Source organism: Nonomuraea sp. NPDC050643, assembly GCF_040654715.1.
In the GTDB taxonomy this organism is placed as follows: domain Bacteria; phylum Actinomycetota; class Actinomycetes; order Streptosporangiales; family Streptosporangiaceae; genus Nonomuraea.
The window spans coordinates 21,662-38,811 of sequence record NZ_JBFAIM010000030.1 but is presented as its reverse complement, the minus strand read 5'-3'; the positions used below and the strand labels follow the sequence as shown (position 1 = coordinate 38,811).

18 protein-coding genes are annotated in these 17,150 nt (G+C 70.9%); 11 read left to right on the top strand and 7 right to left on the bottom strand.

Annotated elements, in window-relative coordinates; genetic code table 11:
- Positions 1 to 15: 15 nt before the first annotated feature.
- From AB0I15_RS34165 to AB0I15_RS34155, 3 genes are all read right to left on the bottom strand, one after another.
- Entirely contained in the window at positions 16 to 1,197 is a 1,182-nt protein-coding gene (locus AB0I15_RS34165; RefSeq protein WP_358104594.1) for a cytochrome P450, read from the bottom strand.
- Between the two features lie 186 nt (positions 1,198 to 1,383).
- On the bottom strand, positions 1,384 to 1,659 hold the full coding sequence (locus AB0I15_RS34160) for a hypothetical protein (RefSeq protein ID WP_358104591.1): 276 nt from the start codon (positions 1,657 to 1,659) through the stop codon (positions 1,384 to 1,386).
- A gap of 85 nt (positions 1,660 to 1,744) precedes the next feature.
- The gene (locus tag AB0I15_RS34155) at positions 1,745 to 2,176 is read right to left on the bottom strand and encodes a hypothetical protein (protein WP_358104588.1); all 432 of its coding nucleotides are present in this window, start codon (positions 2,174 to 2,176) and stop codon (positions 1,745 to 1,747) included.
- A gap of 212 nt (positions 2,177 to 2,388) precedes the next feature.
- Between AB0I15_RS34155 and AB0I15_RS34150 the strand changes: the two genes are divergently transcribed.
- The 5 genes from AB0I15_RS34150 to AB0I15_RS34130 all read left to right on the top strand — a co-directional run bounded on the left by AB0I15_RS34150 (position 2,389) and on the right by AB0I15_RS34130 (position 7,546).
- Positions 2,389 to 3,630 (top strand): hypothetical protein, encoded by a 1,242-nt coding sequence (locus AB0I15_RS34150; RefSeq protein ID WP_358104585.1) that lies wholly within the window; start codon positions 2,389 to 2,391, stop codon positions 3,628 to 3,630.
- A gap of 11 nt (positions 3,631 to 3,641) precedes the next feature.
- On the top strand, positions 3,642 to 4,331 hold the full coding sequence (locus AB0I15_RS34145) for a DUF2786 domain-containing protein (RefSeq protein WP_358104582.1): 690 nt from the start codon (positions 3,642 to 3,644) through the stop codon (positions 4,329 to 4,331).
- 88 nt (positions 4,332 to 4,419) lie between these two features.
- Positions 4,420 to 5,457, top strand: coding sequence for an Ldh family oxidoreductase (locus tag AB0I15_RS34140; protein WP_358104579.1), 1,038 nt, complete (start codon positions 4,420 to 4,422; stop codon positions 5,455 to 5,457).
- Positions 5,458 to 6,777 (top strand): MFS transporter, encoded by a 1,320-nt coding sequence (locus AB0I15_RS34135; RefSeq protein ID WP_358104576.1) that lies wholly within the window; start codon positions 5,458 to 5,460, stop codon positions 6,775 to 6,777.
- A gap of 4 nt (positions 6,778 to 6,781) precedes the next feature.
- Complete coding sequence (locus tag AB0I15_RS34130) at positions 6,782 to 7,546, top strand: SDR family oxidoreductase (protein ID WP_358104573.1); 765 nt, start codon at positions 6,782 to 6,784, stop codon at positions 7,544 to 7,546.
- A gap of 23 nt (positions 7,547 to 7,569) precedes the next feature.
- On the opposite strand, the gene pgm is transcribed toward AB0I15_RS34130, so the two are convergent.
- A complete protein-coding gene (pgm, locus tag AB0I15_RS34125) occupies positions 7,570 to 9,201 on the bottom strand; it encodes a phosphoglucomutase (alpha-D-glucose-1,6-bisphosphate-dependent) (protein WP_358104570.1) in 1,632 nt (543 codons plus the stop codon).
- A 95-nt stretch (positions 9,202 to 9,296) separates the two neighbouring features.
- Between pgm and AB0I15_RS34120 the strand changes: the two genes are divergently transcribed.
- From AB0I15_RS34120 to thrS, 3 genes are all read left to right on the top strand, one after another.
- Positions 9,297 to 10,196, top strand: a complete 900-nt coding sequence (locus AB0I15_RS34120) for a TIGR03564 family F420-dependent LLM class oxidoreductase (protein WP_358104567.1) — start codon at positions 9,297 to 9,299, stop codon at positions 10,194 to 10,196.
- 30 nt (positions 10,197 to 10,226) lie between these two features.
- Positions 10,227 to 10,832, top strand: a complete 606-nt coding sequence (locus tag AB0I15_RS34115; RefSeq protein WP_358104564.1) for a GH25 family lysozyme — start codon at positions 10,227 to 10,229, stop codon at positions 10,830 to 10,832.
- 64 nt (positions 10,833 to 10,896) lie between these two features.
- Positions 10,897 to 12,861, top strand: coding sequence for a threonine--tRNA ligase (gene thrS / locus AB0I15_RS34110; protein ID WP_358104560.1), 1,965 nt, complete (start codon positions 10,897 to 10,899; stop codon positions 12,859 to 12,861).
- 99 nt (positions 12,862 to 12,960) lie between these two features.
- Here thrS and AB0I15_RS34105 read toward each other — a convergent pair whose 3' ends face one another.
- Positions 12,961 to 13,164: a TM2 domain-containing protein gene (locus AB0I15_RS34105; protein ID WP_358104557.1), complete on the bottom strand. Its 204-nt coding sequence runs from the start codon at positions 13,162 to 13,164 to the stop codon at positions 12,961 to 12,963.
- A gap of 196 nt (positions 13,165 to 13,360) precedes the next feature.
- Complete coding sequence (locus tag AB0I15_RS34100) at positions 13,361 to 14,083, bottom strand: PIG-L deacetylase family protein (protein ID WP_358104554.1); 723 nt, start codon at positions 14,081 to 14,083, stop codon at positions 13,361 to 13,363.
- Between the two features lie 407 nt (positions 14,084 to 14,490).
- On the opposite strand from AB0I15_RS34100, the gene AB0I15_RS34095 reads away from it, so the two are divergent.
- Positions 14,491 to 15,492 carry an RNA polymerase subunit sigma-70 gene (locus AB0I15_RS34095; protein ID WP_358104551.1) on the top strand — a complete coding sequence of 334 codons (1,002 nt, stop codon included), beginning with the start codon at positions 14,491 to 14,493 and terminating at the stop codon, positions 15,490 to 15,492.
- A gap of 89 nt (positions 15,493 to 15,581) precedes the next feature.
- Positions 15,582 to 16,007, top strand: coding sequence for a hypothetical protein (locus AB0I15_RS34090; RefSeq protein ID WP_358104548.1), 426 nt, complete (start codon positions 15,582 to 15,584; stop codon positions 16,005 to 16,007).
- A 7-nt stretch (positions 16,008 to 16,014) separates the two neighbouring features.
- Here AB0I15_RS34090 and AB0I15_RS34085 read toward each other — a convergent pair whose 3' ends face one another.
- Positions 16,015 to 16,503, bottom strand: a complete 489-nt coding sequence (locus tag AB0I15_RS34085) for an Asp23/Gls24 family envelope stress response protein (RefSeq protein ID WP_358104545.1) — start codon at positions 16,501 to 16,503, stop codon at positions 16,015 to 16,017.
- Positions 16,504 to 16,579: 76 nt separating this feature from the next.
- Here AB0I15_RS34085 and AB0I15_RS34080 point away from each other — a divergent pair, with 76 nt between their 5' ends.
- Positions 16,580 to 17,110, top strand: a complete 531-nt coding sequence (locus AB0I15_RS34080) for an HIT domain-containing protein (RefSeq protein ID WP_358104542.1) — start codon at positions 16,580 to 16,582, stop codon at positions 17,108 to 17,110.
- The last annotated feature ends 40 nt before the right edge of the window (positions 17,111 to 17,150 follow it).

The window sequence follows — 17,150 nt, the reverse complement described above, 5'->3', positions numbered from 1 at the left end:
GCGAACGTAACCGCTCTACCAGGCGACGGGTAGCTCTTTGACGCCGTAGACAATAGCGAGTTCCCTGAACGGCACCTCGCCCTCGACCCGCAGAGCGGGAAAGCGGCGCAGCAGCGCGCGGAAGGCGATGCGCATCTCCATCTGCGCGAGCGGGGCGCCGATGCAGCGGTGGATGCCGTGGCCGAACGCCATGTGCGAGCCGGCGATCTCCCGGCCGGGCCGCACCGTGTCCATGTCCTCGCCGAGCGCGGGGTCGCGGTTGGCGCCGGTCAGCGAGCACAGCACCATCTCGCCCTTCTTGATCGGCACGCCGTGCAGCTCCATGTCGTCACGGGCGAAGCGCGGGAAGGCGACCTGCACGACCGTCATGTACCGCAGCAGCTCCTCGACCACGTCGTTGACGTAGCCGTCGACCTCGCGCACCTTCGCGGCCTCTTCGGGGTTGCGCAGCAGCCACAGGGTGCCGAGGGAGAGCATGCTGGTGCTGGTGTCGTGCCCGCCGGTCAGCAGGCCGTCGGCCATGCTGGCGAGCGTGCGGTCGTCGAGCTCGTCACCGTGCTCGCGCAGCAACTGCCCGAGCAGCCCCTCACCGGGGCTCTTCCGCTCCCTGGCCACCAGGTCCGTCAGGTACGCCATCGCGTCGTTGATGGCCTGCAGTGACGCCTCGGGGCCGGCCGTGAAGTCGAAGCGGTCCTTGCTGATCTTCACGAAGTCGGAGCGCTCCTCGTACGGGACGCCCAGCAGCTCGCACACCACCAGTGAAGGGATCGGCAGCGCGAACTCCTCGACCAGGTCCACCGGCATGCCCTCGGCGCCCTTGGCCTCGATCCGGTCCAGGTGCTCCTCGACCATGGCCTCGATCCGCGGCTCCAGCCTGCGCAGGCGGCGCATGGTGAACTCGGGCGTGAGGTACTTGCGCAACCGCGTGTGCTCGGGCGGGTCACGGAACCCCAGGCCGCCCGGGTCCTCCTGGTTGGAGCCGAGCCCGATCACGCCGGCGAAGTCGTTGCTGAAGCGCTCATGGTCGCCGAGCACGCTGCGCACGTCTTCCCAGCGGGTGACCAGGTACACGGTCTGGCCGCCGGGGATCTCCATCGGGAAGACCGGCTGCTCGGCCCGGATGCGCCCGAGCTCGTCCACGGGGTCGAATTCGTCCCGCATGAACTGGACGAGCGGGAACTCTTCTGTGTCTGACATCGATATCCGTCCTGCTGGGATACATCGCACCATGTTGGGATAAATCCCTGCATAGATGGTCCCACCCAGGCAGGTGAATGTTGCCCTCCGAAAGGACGAATTTACCGCTGCCTCCACCGGCTATCTGACGCTCCGTAGCCGTGTGTCGGCCGTTCGTCACTCTTGGCATCACCCTTGGGCGTCACTCTAGGGAACGGCGACCGCCCTGGTCACCTCTCCGGGCGGAGGCTCGGTCCGGTCGTGGGCGTAGATCAGCGGCTCGGGCAGCGGCGCCTCAGCCGACAGGGCCGGCGGGGCGGGCTTGGGCCTGCGCGGCTCCCGCACCCCGCCCCCGCCCGCCGACGGATCGCCGAACGGGAAGTCGTCGCCCTGGGGCCCGTGCGGCTCCCCGGGCCCGAACCCGGGCGGCCAGGCGGACGCGCCGCTGGTGAGAGCACGGCGTCTACGCGATCGCTTGCTCACAATCCCCTCCTCGCGTCCCATTGTGCGCCCGGCCCCAGGACGCGGCCAGCCCGAATCACGGCTGTCACCAAGACGGCATGAGCCCTCACGCCGTGGACGGCCCCGCCGGCTGCCCCGCCGGCTGCCCCGCCGGTGCGGCGACCGGCGCCACCGGAGTGGCGGACTGTGCCGCCGCGGGTGTCGCCGCCGGTGTCGAGACCTGGCGGACGAGGAACGCGCCCAGGAGCGCCGCGAACGCCATGACGGACGCCGTCTGCTGCTCCGTGAGCGAGAGCCCGAACACCAGCCCCAGTGTGATCGCCGCCTGGACGAAGCCCAGGGCCGCCGCCTTGATGGACCTTCCCCCGTCCAGGCCGCGCGTCGCGAAGGCCGTCCACACGCCCAGTCCCGCCGCCGCGATCGAGTTGATCGCCGCCACCTGCACGGTGGTCAGCGGCAGGAAGAGTGCGGTCAGCATCTGCAGTCCCGCGCTCACCAAGCCGAGGACGAGTGCCGGTTCACGGCCGAAGATCTTCATGAGCCCCTCCCTGACCTCCTTGAGGCCGGACCCCCTGTAGCCGCGGAGCGCGTCCGTGACCGGTCTGATACACACCCCTTACAAGGCCTCCGAACTGCTGTTAAAGCTGGGCAAAATGGGGCAGCAGCCGCCGTTTGGCGTACAAGATGGCGACATTCTGCGATGATCTCGTCGCATAGAGCCGGAGTTTGAGCCATCACGGATAGTGACTGATGCCGACATTTGAGGAAATAACAGCCTTCGTAACCGAGAAGCCCCTCGCCACCGCTGTCATCGCGTTGCTGAGCGTCATCGGGCTGGTGCTGGCGTTCCTGGTGCTCAGGGTCGCCTGGCGCGTCATCACCTGGGTCTTCACCAGGTACATCGCCCCACGTCCCGTCGAAGACGTGCTGACCGTGGTGGCCGCCTCCATCGCCACGGGCGTGTCCGCGCAGGGCATGTGGCGATTCTCCGGAGACGTCCTGGGCCTCGACGGTCCGCTCCGGTTACTGCTGTTCGCCTTCATCGAAGTCGCGATCATCACCTCCGCCGTCCGTGCCCGCCGCAACATGCGCGAGAACTTCTCCGCCGGCATCGACGGCATCGCCGTGTGGGCGCTGACCTGCCTGACCGCCGTGCTGTCCAGCATGGACGCGCGCAGCCTGCCCGAGGCCGTCTTCAGGCTGGCCGCCCCGCTGGTCGCCGCCTGGCTGTGGGAGCGGGGCATGGCCATCGAGCGGCACCGCATCCGCGGCACCGGCCGCATCAACTGGCGGCTGACGCCCGAGCGGCTGATGGTCAGGATGGGGCTGGCCGAGGTCAGCGACCGTACGGCCAGCGAGGTCGACGCGCACCGCAGGCTGACCCGCGTCGCCCTGGCCGCCAAGCGCGCCAAGGCGCTGCGCGAGGGCGGCGCGTCCGAGCGGAAGATGCGCACCGCCCTGGCCAAGCTCGACAAGGCCATGGACCAGGCCGTCGAGCACACCGGGCTGGCCGTGGACCAGTCCCGCCAGGAGGCGCTGCTGGCGCAGATCGCCGCCCTGTACAACACCTCCGCGCTCATCGACGCCGACCCCCGCGTCCCCTGGGAGCCCACGGCCGACCACCACCCGGTGCCCGCCCGCCCCGCACTGCCGCCCGCGCTGGCCGAACTCGTCTCCGACGACGACGAGGACTTCGACGTGCTCGACACCACCCCGCAGGTGGTCAGCACCGCCGAGCGCGCCGCCCGCATGCGCTCCGCCCGCGAGTTCTGGGACCGGCAGATCGCCAAGGGCATCGTGCCGCGCACGGTGGACATCGCCCAGGAGATCGGCATCCCGCTGTCCACGGCCCGCGAGTATCGTGCCCTGTGGAAGCTGGAGCCGCAGGCACACGCGCTCATCGAGGCGCTGTACCAGCAGCACGGCATCGTGGACACCGGCGCCTTCCCCGCCATCGCCGACGACGGGCGGGTGCTGACCAGCAAGTCCTAGGGGGAGCACGGTTGCGGGAGCGTACGCTCGAGCGCGTCAGGAAACTCCTGGCCAAGGCCGAACGGACGGACAACGAGCACGAGCGGGCGACGTTCATGGCCGCCGCGTCGGCGCTCATGGCCAAATACGGCATCGACTCCCTGCCTCCCGCCGGCACCCGCCAGACGCCCGGCGACCGGATCGTCACCCTGCCCAACCCCTGGGCCAGGGAGAAGGCCCGCCTCGTCAGCCTGGTCGCCCAGGCGGTGCGCTGCCGCCCCCTGCTGATCGGCCGGGGCGACGGCGGGCAGCGGGTGCACGTGTTCGGGTTCGCGGCCGACCTGGAGCGCGCCGACCTGCTGGCCACCTCGCTGCTGCTGCAGATGGCCTCGGGCCTGGCCCGGGTGGAGCCCCCCCACGACGTCACGGCCGTGCGGGCCTACCGCCGGTCGTGGCTGCTGGGGTTCACCGACGAGGTCTACCGGCTGCTGTGCGCGGCGGAGTCCCGGGCCGAGGCCGAGTCGGCCGCCACGGGCTCCGCGCTCGTCCTGGCCGACCGCCGCGCCGAGGTCGAGCGGGCGGTCAGCGTCCACTACCCGAAGATCCGCCTCAGCGTGCCCACCACCAGCGGCACCGGCTACCGCGACGGCGTCGCCGCAGGCCGCAGAGCCGACCTCGGCCGTACGGGGATGGCCACCGCGACGGCCCCCGAACTCAGGTAAGCCCTTTCCGGAGGTCCGTTTCGACGACCGCGAACTGGGCATAAGCGCGCACACGGAACGCAGTCCTGCCGAAGCGAGACAGGTCACCGTGAACGCATCCCCCCGTCTGCTCACCGCCGGCCACCTCCGTGAACTCGCCCGTGACCTCCTGGCCGCCGCCCGCGTCCCGCCCGACCTGGCGGCGACGGTCGCCGAGTCGCTGGTGGAGGCCGACCTCGCCGGGCACGGCTCCCACGGCGTGCGGCGGATCAGGCCGTACCTCGACCGGATCGAGGCCGGGGCGATCCTGCCGGACGCGCGCCCCGAGGTCGTCTCGCGCCGCGGCGCGAGCGCCGTCGTGTCGGGGCGGCGCGGCTTCGGGCAGGCCGCCGCCCGGCTGGCCACCGCCGAGGCGGCCCGGCTGGCCGCCGCGCACGGCGTGGCCGTGGTCGCCGTCCGCGAGTGCAACCACGTCGGCAGGCTCGGCGAGTACGCCGGGACGCTGGCGGCCTCCGGCCTGATCGCCCAGGTCGTCGGCAACGCGGACCCGACCGTGGCCCCGTACGGCGGGCGGCGCAGGATGCTCGGCACCAACCCGATGGCTTGGGCCGTGCCGCGAGCGGGCGGCGCGGCCGTGGTCATGGACTGGGCGACCGCCGCCATGGCCGAGGGCAAGCTGGGCCTGCTGCTGGCCGCGGGCTCCCCGGCCCCCGAAGGGGTGCTCGTCGACGCCGAGGGCCGCGCCTCCACCGACCCGGCCGACTTCTACCGGGGCGGGGCGCTGCTGCCGTTCGGCGGCCACAAGGGTTACGGCCTGAGCGTCCTGATCGAGCTGGTCGGCGGCCTGCTCACGGGCACCGGCACCGCCTGCTCGCCCGAGTACGACGGCACGTTCGGCACGGTGATCACCGCGGTGGACATCACCGCGTTCGTCCCCTTGGAGAGCTACATCGCCCAGGTCGAATCCTGCTGCGAGGCCCTGCGCGCCTCCGGCCCCGGGGTGCTCGTGCCCGGAGAGCCCGAGGCGGCGGCGCGCGAGGCCCACCTGAAGGAGGGGATCCCCGTGCCCGCCCCGGTGTGGGCGGAGCTCGGCGTGCTCGCCTCGAGGCTCGGCGTTCCGTGGCCCGACACGCCACCGGGAGGTTAGATGTCCGCTACCCCTGAATTACGCCGCGTCGTCGCGGGCGCCCTCGTCGGCACCGCCCTGGAGTGGTACGACTTCTTCATCTACGGCACCGCCGCCGCCCTCGTCTTCAACCGCCTGTTCTTCACCGACGCCGACCCGGCCGCCGGCACGATCGCGGCGTTCGCCACGTTCGGCGTGGGGTTCGTGGTCCGGCCGTTCGGCGGGATCCTGTTCGGCCACCTCGGCGACCGGATCGGCCGCCGTTCCACCCTGATCATCACCACCGTCATCATGGGCGTGTCCACGGGGCTGATCGGCCTGCTGCCCACCTATCCCGCCATCGGCGTCTGGGCGCCGATCCTGCTCACGCTGCTGCGCGTGTGCCAGGGTCTCGGCGCGGGCGCCGAGTTCGGCGGCGCGGCGACGCTGCTGGCCGAGCACGCGCCGCCGGGCCGGCGCGGCTACTACGCCTCCTTCGCTCAGACCGGCGTGCAGATCGGGCTCGTCCTGGGCACCTCGGCGTTCCTGCTGGTCCAGCTCCTGCCGCAGCCGGACATCACCTCCTGGGGCTGGCGGGTGCCGTTCCTGCTGAGCTTCGCGCTCATCGGGGTCGCGCTGTACGTGCGGCTGCGGGTCGCCGAGTCGCCGGTGTTCCGCGAGATGGAGCGCACCCGCGAGATCGTCCGGCTGCCGATCAAGGACGCGCTCGCCCGCCACCCGCGCAGCTTCCTCGTCGGCGTCGGCGCCCACATCAACGACACCGCCGTGGTCTACACGCTGGCCACCTTCAGCGTCGCGTACGCCACCACCCGGCTCGGCCTGTCCAACCGCACCGCGCTGCTGGGGGTGATCCTGTTCGGGCTGACCGTCATCGTGCTCCAGCCGGTCTACGGCAATCTGTCCGACCGGATAGGCCGGCGTCCGCTCAACCTGTTCAGCGTGGTGTTCGTGGCCGTGTACGCCTTCCCGTACTTCCTCATGGTCGACACCGGCCGCACCTGGCTCGTGTGGCTGGCGATGATGGTCATGGGAGCGTTCGGCTTCGCGCCGCAGGTGGCCGTGCAGCCGGTGTTCTACGCCGAGCTGTTCGGGGCCCGGGTGCGCTACACCGGGTTCGCCGCCTCCCGCGAGCTGGGCGCGGCGCTGGCCGGGTTCTCGCCGCTGATCGGGGCGGCGCTGGCGGCGCGGATGGGCGGGGAGCCGTGGCTGGTGGCGGCCTTCCTCGTCGGGACGGCGGTCATCTCGTTCGCCGCGTTCTACGCCTCGTACGAGACCAAGGACATGGACATCACGGCCGTCGACCCACCGGCCGCCCCGCTGCGGGACCCCTTGAAGGAGTGAGCGTATGGACATCAACGGCACGGTGGCCGTGGTCACCGGCGGCGGCACCGGCATCGGCGCGGCCGTCGCGGAGAGCCTGGCCAGGAAGGGCGCGGCCGCCGTGGTCGTGAACTACTCGCGCTCGTCCATCGCGGCCCAGGCCACGGTCGCCCGGCTGGAGGGCCTGGGCTGCAAGGCCGAGGCCGTGGCCGCCGACGTGTCCGACGACGCCGCCGTACGCCGGATGGCCGAGCGGGTGCGCGCCGACTACGGCCGGGTCGACGCCCTGGTGTGCAACGCCGGCACGACCAAGTGGGTGCCCTTCCCCGACCTGGACGGGCTCACCGACGAGGTGTGGCGGCACATCATGGGCGTCAACCTCATGGGCGCCTTCTACTGCGCCCGCGCCTTCGCCCCCGATCTCAAGGCCGCCCGCGGCGCCATCGTCAACGTGGCCTCCATCGCCGGACTGCTCGCCACCGGCTCCTCCATGGCGTACGGGGTCAGCAAGGCCGCCCTCCTCCAGCTCACCAAGGACCTGGCGCTGGCGCTCGCCCCCGAGGTCAGGGTGAACGCGGTCGCGCCCGGCATCGTGGCCACCCGCTGGCACATCGACCGGGTGGGCGAGCAGGTGTTCTCCGAGATGGCCGCGAAGGAGAAGACGAAGGCGCCGCTGCGGCGCACGGCACAGCCGGAGCACATCGCCCAGATGGTCACCGCGCTGCTGGAGGCGGACATGGTGACGGGGGAGATTCTCGTCGGCGACGGCGGAAGGCACCTGGGGTACTGACCGCGCCGGGCCGCCCCGGGCGCTCAGCCCAGGGCGGCCGACACCAGCGAGCGGGCCTCCTCCTGCACCTTGGCCAGGTGGTCGGGGCCGTTGAAGGACTCGGCGTAGATCTTGTAGACGTCCTCGGTGCCCGACGGCCGGGCCGCGAACCAGGCGTTCCGCGTCGAGACCTTCACCCCGCCCAGCGCGGCGCCGTTGGCGGGGGCCGTCGTCTGCACCGTCGTGATCGGCTCGCCCGCCAGCGTCGAGGCCGTCACCTGCTCGGCCGACAGCTTCGCCAGCACGGCCTTCTCCTCGCGCGTGGCCGGCGCGTCCACCCGCGCGTACGCGGGCTCGCCGAACCGCTCGGTCAGGTCGCGGTAGCGGGCGCTCGGCGACTCGCCGGTCACGGCCAGGATCTCCGAGGCCAGCAGCGCCATGATGATGCCGTCCTTGTCGGTGGTCCACACCGAGCCGTCGCGGCGCAGGAACGACGCTCCCGCGCTCTCCTCGCCGCCGAACCCGAGCGACCCGTCGAGCAGCCCCGGCACGAACCACTTGAATCCCACGGGGACCTCGTGCAGCCGCCGCCCCAGCGCCTGCGCGACCCGGTCGATGATGCCGCTGCTGACCATGGTCTTGCCCACCCCGGCGTCGGCGGGCCAGCCGTCGCGGTGCGTGTACAGGTAGGAGATGGCCACCGCGAGGTAGTGGTTGGGGTTCATGAGGCCGGCGTCGGGGGTGACGACGCCGTGCCGGTCCGCGTCGGCGTCGTTGCCGGTGGCGACGTCGTAGGTGTCGCGGTTGGCGATCAGCGAGGCCATCGCGTACGGCGACGAGCAGTCCATCCGGATCTTGCCGTCCCAGTCGAGCGTCATGAACCGCCACGTCGGATCGACCAGCGGATTGACCACGGTCAACGCCAGCCCGTGCCGCTCGGCGATCTCCCCCCAGTACGCCACGCTCGCCCCGCCCAGCGGATCGGCCCCGATGCGCACCCCGGCCGACCGGATCGCGTCGAGGTCCACCACGGACGGCAGGTCGTCCACGTACGTCCCGAGGAAGTCGTAACGCCCGGCCTTGGCCACGGCCGTCGCGTACGGGACCCGCCGCACGCCCTTCAGCCCGTTCTGCAGCAGCCGGTTGGCGCGGTCCTGGATCCACGAGGTGGCGTCGGTGTCGGCGGGCCCGCCGTGCGGCGGGTTGTACTTGAACCCGCCGTCGGCCGGCGGGTTGTGCGACGGCGTGATCACGACGCCGTCGGCGAGGCCGGTCGAGCGGCCCCGGTTGTGCCGGAGGATGGCGTGCGAGACCCCGGGCGTCGGCGTGTAGCCGTCGCGCGTGTCGATCAGCACGTCGACCCCGTTGGCCGCCAGGACCTCCAGCGCCGACACCCGCGCCGGCTCCGACAGCGCGTGCGTGTCGATGCCGAGGAACAACGGCCCGTCGGTGCCCTGCGCCTGCCGGTATTCGCAGATCGCCTGGCTCGTGGCCAGGATGTGGTCCTCGTTGAACGCCGTCGCCGACGACGACCCCCGGTGCCCCGACGTGCCGAACGCCACCCGCTGACCCACCTCGCCCGGGTCGGGGTGCAGCGCGTAATAGGCCGTCACGAGCTTGGCGACGTCGACGAGATCGGCGGGCTGGGCGGGCTGTCCCGCGCGTTCGTGGGTCATGGAGGCCACTTTACAAATGGGGTCCCCGGTCAGGGGTGACCTCAGGACGGCGTGGGCAGATACTTGCCGTCAGTCACTAGAATGGAGTTCTGTTCATGCGTTACGGATATTTCCTGGTCGAGCCTCAGGACGGCGACGCCATCGGCGGCCTGCGCGACCAGATCACCAAGGCCGCCGCCGACGGCTTCAGCTCCGCCTGGCTCTCCAACATCTTCGGCCTCGACGCCATCACCGCCCTGGCCGCGGCCGGCGCCCAGGGCCCCGCCATCGAGCTCGGCACCGCCGTGGTGCCGACCTACCCCCGCCATCCGGCCGTCCTCGCCCAGCAGGCCATGACCGCCAACGCCGCGCTCGGCGGCCGGTTCGCGCTCGGCATCGGCCTGTCCCACAAGATCGTCATCGAGGACATGTTCGGCTACAGCTTCGAGCGGCCCGGCCGGCACATGAAGGAGTACCTCGACGTCCTCATCCCGGCCTCCAGGGGCGAGGAGGTCAAGTTCGAGGGCGAGACGGTCAAGGCCGACCTGCGCCTGACCACGCCCGGCGCCGGCTTCCCCGTGCTGGTGGCCGCGCTCGGCCCGCGCCTGCTCAAGCTCGCCGGCACCAAGGCCGACGGCACCGTGCTGTGGATGACCGGCCCGAAGACGGTGGCCGAGCACATCGTGCCCACCATCAACGCCGCCGCCGCCGAGGCCGGCCGCGAGGCGCCCCGGATCGTCTGCGCCCTGCCCATCTGCGTCACCGACGACCCGGAGTCGGCCATCGGGCGCGCCAACGAGATCTTCAAGGCTTACGGCAAACTGCCCTCCTACCGTGCGATGCTCGACAGGGAGGGCGCGGCCGGCCCCGGCAACGTGGCGATCGTCGGCGACGAGGACACGGTGCTGGCCAAGCTCGACGAGTTGCGACAGGCCGGAGTCACCGATTTCGTGGGGTCGCCGTTCGCCAACCGGGAACGCACGAGCAACCTGCTGATCGGCGCGGCGAAGGGCTGATCAGGAGACGCCTCAATACACTCCGACAAGGTGAAGCGCTTGCTACAGGGCATAGATGTGTCGAACTGGCAGGGCACCGTCGACTGGGCCGACCACGCGGAGGCCGGAGTGGCCTTCGCGTTCGCCAAGGCCACCGAGGGCGGCGACTACACCGACAAATGGTTCGCGCGCAACTGGAACGGCATGCGCGAGAGCTGGATCGTCTGCGGGGCCTACCACTTCGCCAGGCCCAAGGGCGACCCCATCGCGCAGGCGCGCCACTTCCTGAACGTGATCAGGTCCGCCGGCGGCCTGCGCCGCGGCGACCTGATCGCGCTCGACCTGGAGACCAACGACGGCCTGCGGCCCGAGCGGGTCGCCCGCTACGCCCGCCGCTGGTGCCACCACGTCGAGCGCCACGGCGGCGTGCGGCCGTTCATCTACACCTTCCAGGCGTTCGCGAACGGCGGGCACTGCGCCGGGCTGGCCGAATATCCCCTGTGGGTCGCCAGCCCGGAGAGCCCGCGCGGACGCCCACCGGTGCCGAGGCCCTGGGGCGAGTGGACCATCCACCAGTACGCCAACAGCCCGATCGACCGCAACCTCTTCCACGGCACCCGGCAGGAGCTGACAAAGCTGGGGTTTCACCCGCGATAGCATCGGTGTTCTCTATCGAAGCTGCCCCGGTGCCGGGCATCGGGCGCGATCCAAGGGAGTCACCGTGTCAGCCGAGCTACGCATCACCCTCGCCGGAGCCGAGCGTGTGGTCGCGGCCGGCACGACGGCCGGAGAGGCGCTCGAGGCCGACGGCCGCACGGTCATCGCGGCCAGGGTCAACGGTGAGCCGCGCGACCTGGCCCACCCCCTGGCCCAGGACGACGCGGTCGAGCCGATCGAGATCTCCAGCGACGAGGGGCGGGCCATCGTCCGCCACTCCACCGCCCATGTCATGGCGCAGGCGGTGCAGGAGCTGTTCCCCGCGGCCAAGCTGGGCATCGGGCCGCCCGTCGACAACGGGTTCTACTACGACTTCGACGTCGAGCAGGCGTTCAACCCCGACGACCTCAAGCGCGTCGAGAAGCGCATGCGGGAGATCGTCAAGCAGGGGCAGCTCTTCTCCCGCCGGCCCGTCTCCGACGAGGAGGCTCGCGCGGAGCTGGCGGCGGAGCCGTACAAGCTGGAGCTGATCGGGCTCAAGGGCGGCGCCGATGAGGAGGAGTCGGTCGAGGTGGGGGCCGGGCAGCTCACCATCTACGACAACCTCGACGCCAAGACCGGCGAGCTGTGCTGGAAGGACCTGTGCCGCGGCCCGCACGTGCCCTCCACCCGCTCCATCCCGGCGTTCAAGCTCATGCGCTCCGGCGGCGCCTACTGGCGGGGCAGCGAGAAGAACCCGCAGCTTCAGCGCATCTACGGCACCGCGTGGGAGTCCCGCGACAAGCAGGACGAATACCTCAAGCTGCTGGAGGAGGCCGAGAAGCGCGACCACCGCAAGCTGGGCGTGGAGCTCGACCTGTTCAGCTTCCCTCCAGAGTTGGGCAGCGGCCTGCCCATCTTCCATCCCAAGGGCGGGATCATCCGCAAGGAGATGGAAGACTACATGCGCAGGCGGCAGGCGGAGGCGGGCTACGAGTTCGTCAACACCCCGCACATCACCAAGTCGTCGCTGTTCGAGACCTCGGGCCACCTGCCCTGGTATGCCGACGACATGTTCCCGGCGTTCGAGCTCGAGGGCATCGAATACCGCGTCAAGCCGATGAACTGCCCGATGCACAACCTGATCTTCAGGGCGCGCGGGCGCTCCTACCGCGAGCTGCCGCTGCGGCTGTGCGAGTTCGGCTCCGTCTACCGCTACGAGAAGTCGGGCGTGGTCCACGGCCTGACCCGGGTGCGCGGCATGACGCAGGACGACGCGCACATCTACACCACGCGCGAGCAGATGGCCGATGAGATCAAGTCGCTGCTGAGGTTCGTGCTCAGCGTGCTGCGCGACTTCGGCCTGGCCGACTTCTACCTCGAACTGTCCACCCGCGACGACTCCGAGAAGTTCATCGGCGACCCCGCGGAGTGGGAGGAGGCCACGCAGGCGCTGCGCCAGGTGGCCACCGAATCCGGGCTGACGCTGGTCGACGACCCGGGCGGCGCCGCCTTCTACGGGCCGAAGATCTCCGTGCAGGCCAAGGACGCCATCGGCCGCACCTGGCAGTTGTCCACCATCCAGCTCGACCTCAACCAGCCCAAGCGCTTCGGGCTCGAATACCAGGCGGCCGACGGCAGCAGGCAGACCCCGGTCATGATCCACCGGGCGCTGTTCGGCTCCGTCGAGCGCTTCCTCGGCGTGCTCACCGAGCACTACGCGGGCGCCTTCCCGCCCTGGCTCGCCCCCGTGCAGGTGACCGGCATCCCGATCGCCGACGCGCACGCGGCCTACCTGCACGACGTCGCCAAGCGGCTGCGCGAGCGGGGCGTCCGGATCGAGGTCGACGCCTCCGACGACCGCATGCAGAAGAAGATCCGCAACGCGCAGAAGGCGAAGGTGCCGTTCATGCTGCTCGCGGGCGACGACGACATCGCCAACGGCGCGGTGTCCTTCCGCTACCGCAACGGGGAGCAGAAGAACGGCGTGCCGGTCGAGCAGGCCATCGCCGAGATCGTCAACGCGGTGGAGAGCCGGGCCCAGGTCTGATCATGACGACGGCGGAGCGGTCGCGCGGGCCGCTCCGCCGTCTCACGCATCCGTCTTGTGCACCGCTTCGGGCTTGTGCACCGCTTTTCGGGCCGGCCGCTACTTGGCGAGCGGCTGGCCCTGCTTGTCGGTGAACTTGCCGATGAGGATCATGATGAAGTCGATCAGCGCCCAGACGCCGAGGCCGCCGAGGGTGACGAGCATGAGGATGCCCGTCCCGATCTTTCCGACGTAGAAGCGGTGGATGCCCAAGGTGCCGAGGAAGAAGCAGAGCAAGACGGCCACGATCCATGACTTGGTCATGTGGGGAAACCTTTCGGAGTGGGGGGATCGGCCGGGCGCAGGGCATGGCGCGCCCGACCGGCCATTCCTGCGGGAAGAATCAACCGCAGGGCACGAAACCCTAGCAAGCTCCTCTGGCCGTCGCAGATCGTTTGTGGACGATGCGTCCAATATCCAGCAATGAGCTGAAGATTCCGATATTTCCCTTTTTGTTGAGTTATTGGGGATAGAGCCGGAAAGTGATGGCCGGGCGGCCGCCGAAGCGCTCTCCCGACTCTCTCGCGTAGCCCTCGATCAGGTTGCGGGCGTACGTCTCCGGGTCCTCCGTGGTGAGGGCCTCGATGTAGGCGCGGTGCTCCAGAAGGGAGAGTACGCCGCGCTCCAGGCTGTCGGTGACGTCCACGGCATGGGTGGGGGAGTCGACGCCGGCCACGGCGAGCCAGCGGACGCCCGTCCAGGGGCCGGCCTCGGTGTCCGGAAATATCCAGCGATTCCCGGCGTCGCCGACGGCGTCCATCGTGGCCCTCCCGACGGCTCGGTGGTCGGGTGTGTTCCAGTGCACGCCTCCCCAGGTGTCGTCGAAGTTCAGGGTGATCACGAGCTCGGGGCGATGGCGGCGGATGGCGGCGGCCAGGTCTCTCCGGAGCGCGGTGCCGTACTCGATCACCCCGTCGGCGTGGTCGAGGAACTCCACGGTGCGCACCCCGACCACGGCGGCGCCGGCCAGCTCCTCGCGTTCGCGGAGCGGGCCGGCCTTGGCGGGCTCCAGCGTGTCGATGCCGGCCTCGCCCCTGGTCACGAGCAGGTAGGAGACCTCCCGGCCGGCGTCGGTCCACGTGGCGACGGCCGAGGCGCAGCCGTACTCGAGGTCGTCGGGGTGGGCCACGATGGCCAGCGCGCGCCGCCAATCGACGGGCATGGGTTCAAGCTGATCTGCCATGGCCCACATCCTGACAGGAATGCCCCGGCCGCCGAATCCCGGGCACAGAAGGAACCCAGGGCACGGGAGTGGGCGGTTCGCGGGCGAGAGGTTCGCGAAGGTGGAAAGGGGCGCGGGAGCGGGGAGCTTCGCGGGAGCGGCCAAGGGGCGCGGAAGCCCGAGGAGGGGCGCGGGGCGGAAGGATTCCGGCGGCGGGAGGGCCGATGGAGCGGGTGTGGGCACGGGGGCATCGGGAGGGTGGGAGGTTCGCGGGCATTGGGCGTTCGCGGAGGTGGAGGTTTGTGGCGCTGGTGGTTCGTGGAGGTGGGAGGTTCGTGGGCGATGGTGGTTCGTGCGGGCGGGGAGGGGTGTGGGAGGCGGGGAGGATGCCGGCGGTGGGAGGATGCCGAGGGTGGAAGGGGCGGTGGATGGGGGGCGGGGATGAGGTCGTGGGGGCGGTCACGGGTGGGGACCAGGGCGGGTTCGCCGAGCTGATCGAGCCGTACCGGCGGGAGCTGCACGTGCACTGCTACCGGATGCTGGGCTCGTTCAGCGACGCCGAGGACATGGTGCAGGAGACCATGCTGCGGGCCTGGCGGCGGCGGGAGACGTTCGAGGGCCGTTCGACGCTGCGAGCCTGGCTCTACCGCATCGCCACCAACGCCTGCCTCGACCTGCTGTCGGGGCCGGCCCGCTCGCGCGAGATCGCGGTTGGCGTCGGGAGTGGGTCACCTTTCGCGGAGGTGGCGTGGCTGCAGCCGTACCCCGATCGCCTGCTCGACCTGGCCGCGCCGAGCCACGGCGAGCCCGACGCGGTGACCGTCGAGCGGGAGACGATCGAGCTGGCCTACCTCGCCGCCATCCAGCACCTGCCGCCGCGCCAGCGCGCGGTGCTGATCCTGCGCGACGTGGCGGGCTGGCCGGCCGAGGAGACGTCGGGGGCGCTGGAGCTGAGTGTGTCCGCCGTCAAGAGCGCGCTGCAGCGGGCCCGCGCCACACTGCGCGCGCACCTGCCCGCGTGGCGCTCGCAGTGGGGTCCCGCCACCGCCCCGACCGACGACGAACGCGCGGTGCTGCGCCGCTACATGGAGGCGTCGGTGGCCGGCGACCTGCGGGCGCTCGCGGAGCTGCTGCGCGAGGACGCGCGCCAGACGATGCCGCCCGCCTCGCTGGTGTACGACGGGCGCACGGCCATCCTCGACATGTGGCGGCCGGTCATGGCCGGGCCGCAGGCGTGGGGGGAGTGGAAGGCGCTGGCCACGTACGCCAACAGGCAACCGGCCGTCGCCAACTACGTACGCCGCCCGGGCGGGAGGGTGTACACGGCCGTCAACCTCGACGTGCTGCGCGTCGAGAACGGCCTCATCGCCGAGATCACCACGTTCGGTACCGAACTGCACGCCGCCTTCGGCCTGCCCGCTGAGCTGTGACGGAGAATTCTGGCCGGAGACCGATTCCTTTTCCCGCGCCCCGCCGTCATACGGGCATGGCTCACTCCCGAGACAGAAGGACACGGATCATGACCGAGCACATCGACACCCGGCTCAAGGCCCTCGACCGGCTCGTCGGCACGTGGAAGGTCACCGGCGGTGCCGAGGGCACCGTGACGTACCGGTGGATGGAGGGCGGGCACTTCCTCATCCAGGACGTGGACCTGGAGCAGGACGGCACGCGCGTCAAGGGCACGGAGTTCATCGGCAGGAAACGCCCGTACGGCGCGGACCGGCCGAGCGAGGACGTGCACTCCTGGTACTTCGACAGCCAGGGCGCCACCCTCGCCTACGTGTACGAGATCGACGGCGACACGCTCACGATCTGGGCCCACGAAAGGAACTCCGAGGCCTACTACCGGGGCACGTTCGACGCCGACGGCACGAGCGTCACCGGCGGCTGGGTCTACCCCGGAGGCGGCGGCTACGCCTCGGACATGACGCGGGTGAGCTGAGCCGGCCTCAGAACGGCTCCTCCTCCCCGGCGGGGTCGCGTGGCCCGGGGCGGGCCTCGCCGGGGAGCCTGACGTCGTCCACCGTCACGTTCACCTCGGTGACGCGCATGCCGAGCATCCGGCTGACGCTCCTGGCCACGTTCGTCTTGACCTCGGCGGCGACGTCCATGACCACGTGGCCGTACTCGACCACGATCGTCAGGCTCACCGCCACCTGGCGCTCCTCGATCTGCGCGCTGACGCCCTGGGTGCCGCGTCGTGAACCGATGCCGATGCGGTCGCGTACGGACTCGAAGGCCCGCGCCAGGTCGCCGCCCATGTCGGCGACCCCCGCCACCTCGAGCGCGGCCAGCGCGGCCACCTTCTCGACCACCTCGTCGGCGACCTTGATACGCCCCTTCACGACCGCGCCGGACGTGGGCGCCTCGATGTACGAGGGCGGCTCGGCGGCTTCGGGGCTCGGCGGGGCGGGGGACTCGGCCAAGGCTTCACTCATCGCGGCCTCCTGTAGGCGGTGCTCAGGATTGTGCCGGAAGAACACCGTGTTTGTCCGTGGTCCTATGCTGCTAGTTATGCACGATCAGGCAGGGGCAGGGGCCCCCGACAACTTCCAGCGTCTGTGGACCCCGCATCGCATGGCCTACATCAAGGGCGAGAACAAGCCGACCGGCAGCGGCCCGGGCGACGGGTGCCCGTTCGACGCGATCCCCAAGATGAATGACGAGGACGGCCTGGTCGTGGCGCGAGGAGAGACGGTCTACGCCGTGCTCAACCTCTACCCCTACAACTCCGGCCACCTGATGGTGGTGCCCTACCGGCACGTGTCCGACTACGACGAGCTCGACCACGCCGAGATGGCCGAGCTGGGGGAGTTCACCCAGAAGGCGGTGCGGGCGCTGCGCAAGGCCAGCGGCGCGCAGGGCTTCAACGTCGGCATGAACCTCGGCCACGTCGCCGGCGCGGGCATCGCCGCCCACCTGCACCAGCACGTGGTGCCCAGGTGGGGCGGCGACACGAACTTCATGCCGGTCGTCGCCCAGACCAAGGTCCTGCCCCAGCTCCTCCGGGACACCCGCCAACTGCTCGCCGACGCCTGGGACTGACCTCTCCCGACGTCGCGACACCTCTGCACCCCACGCCGGT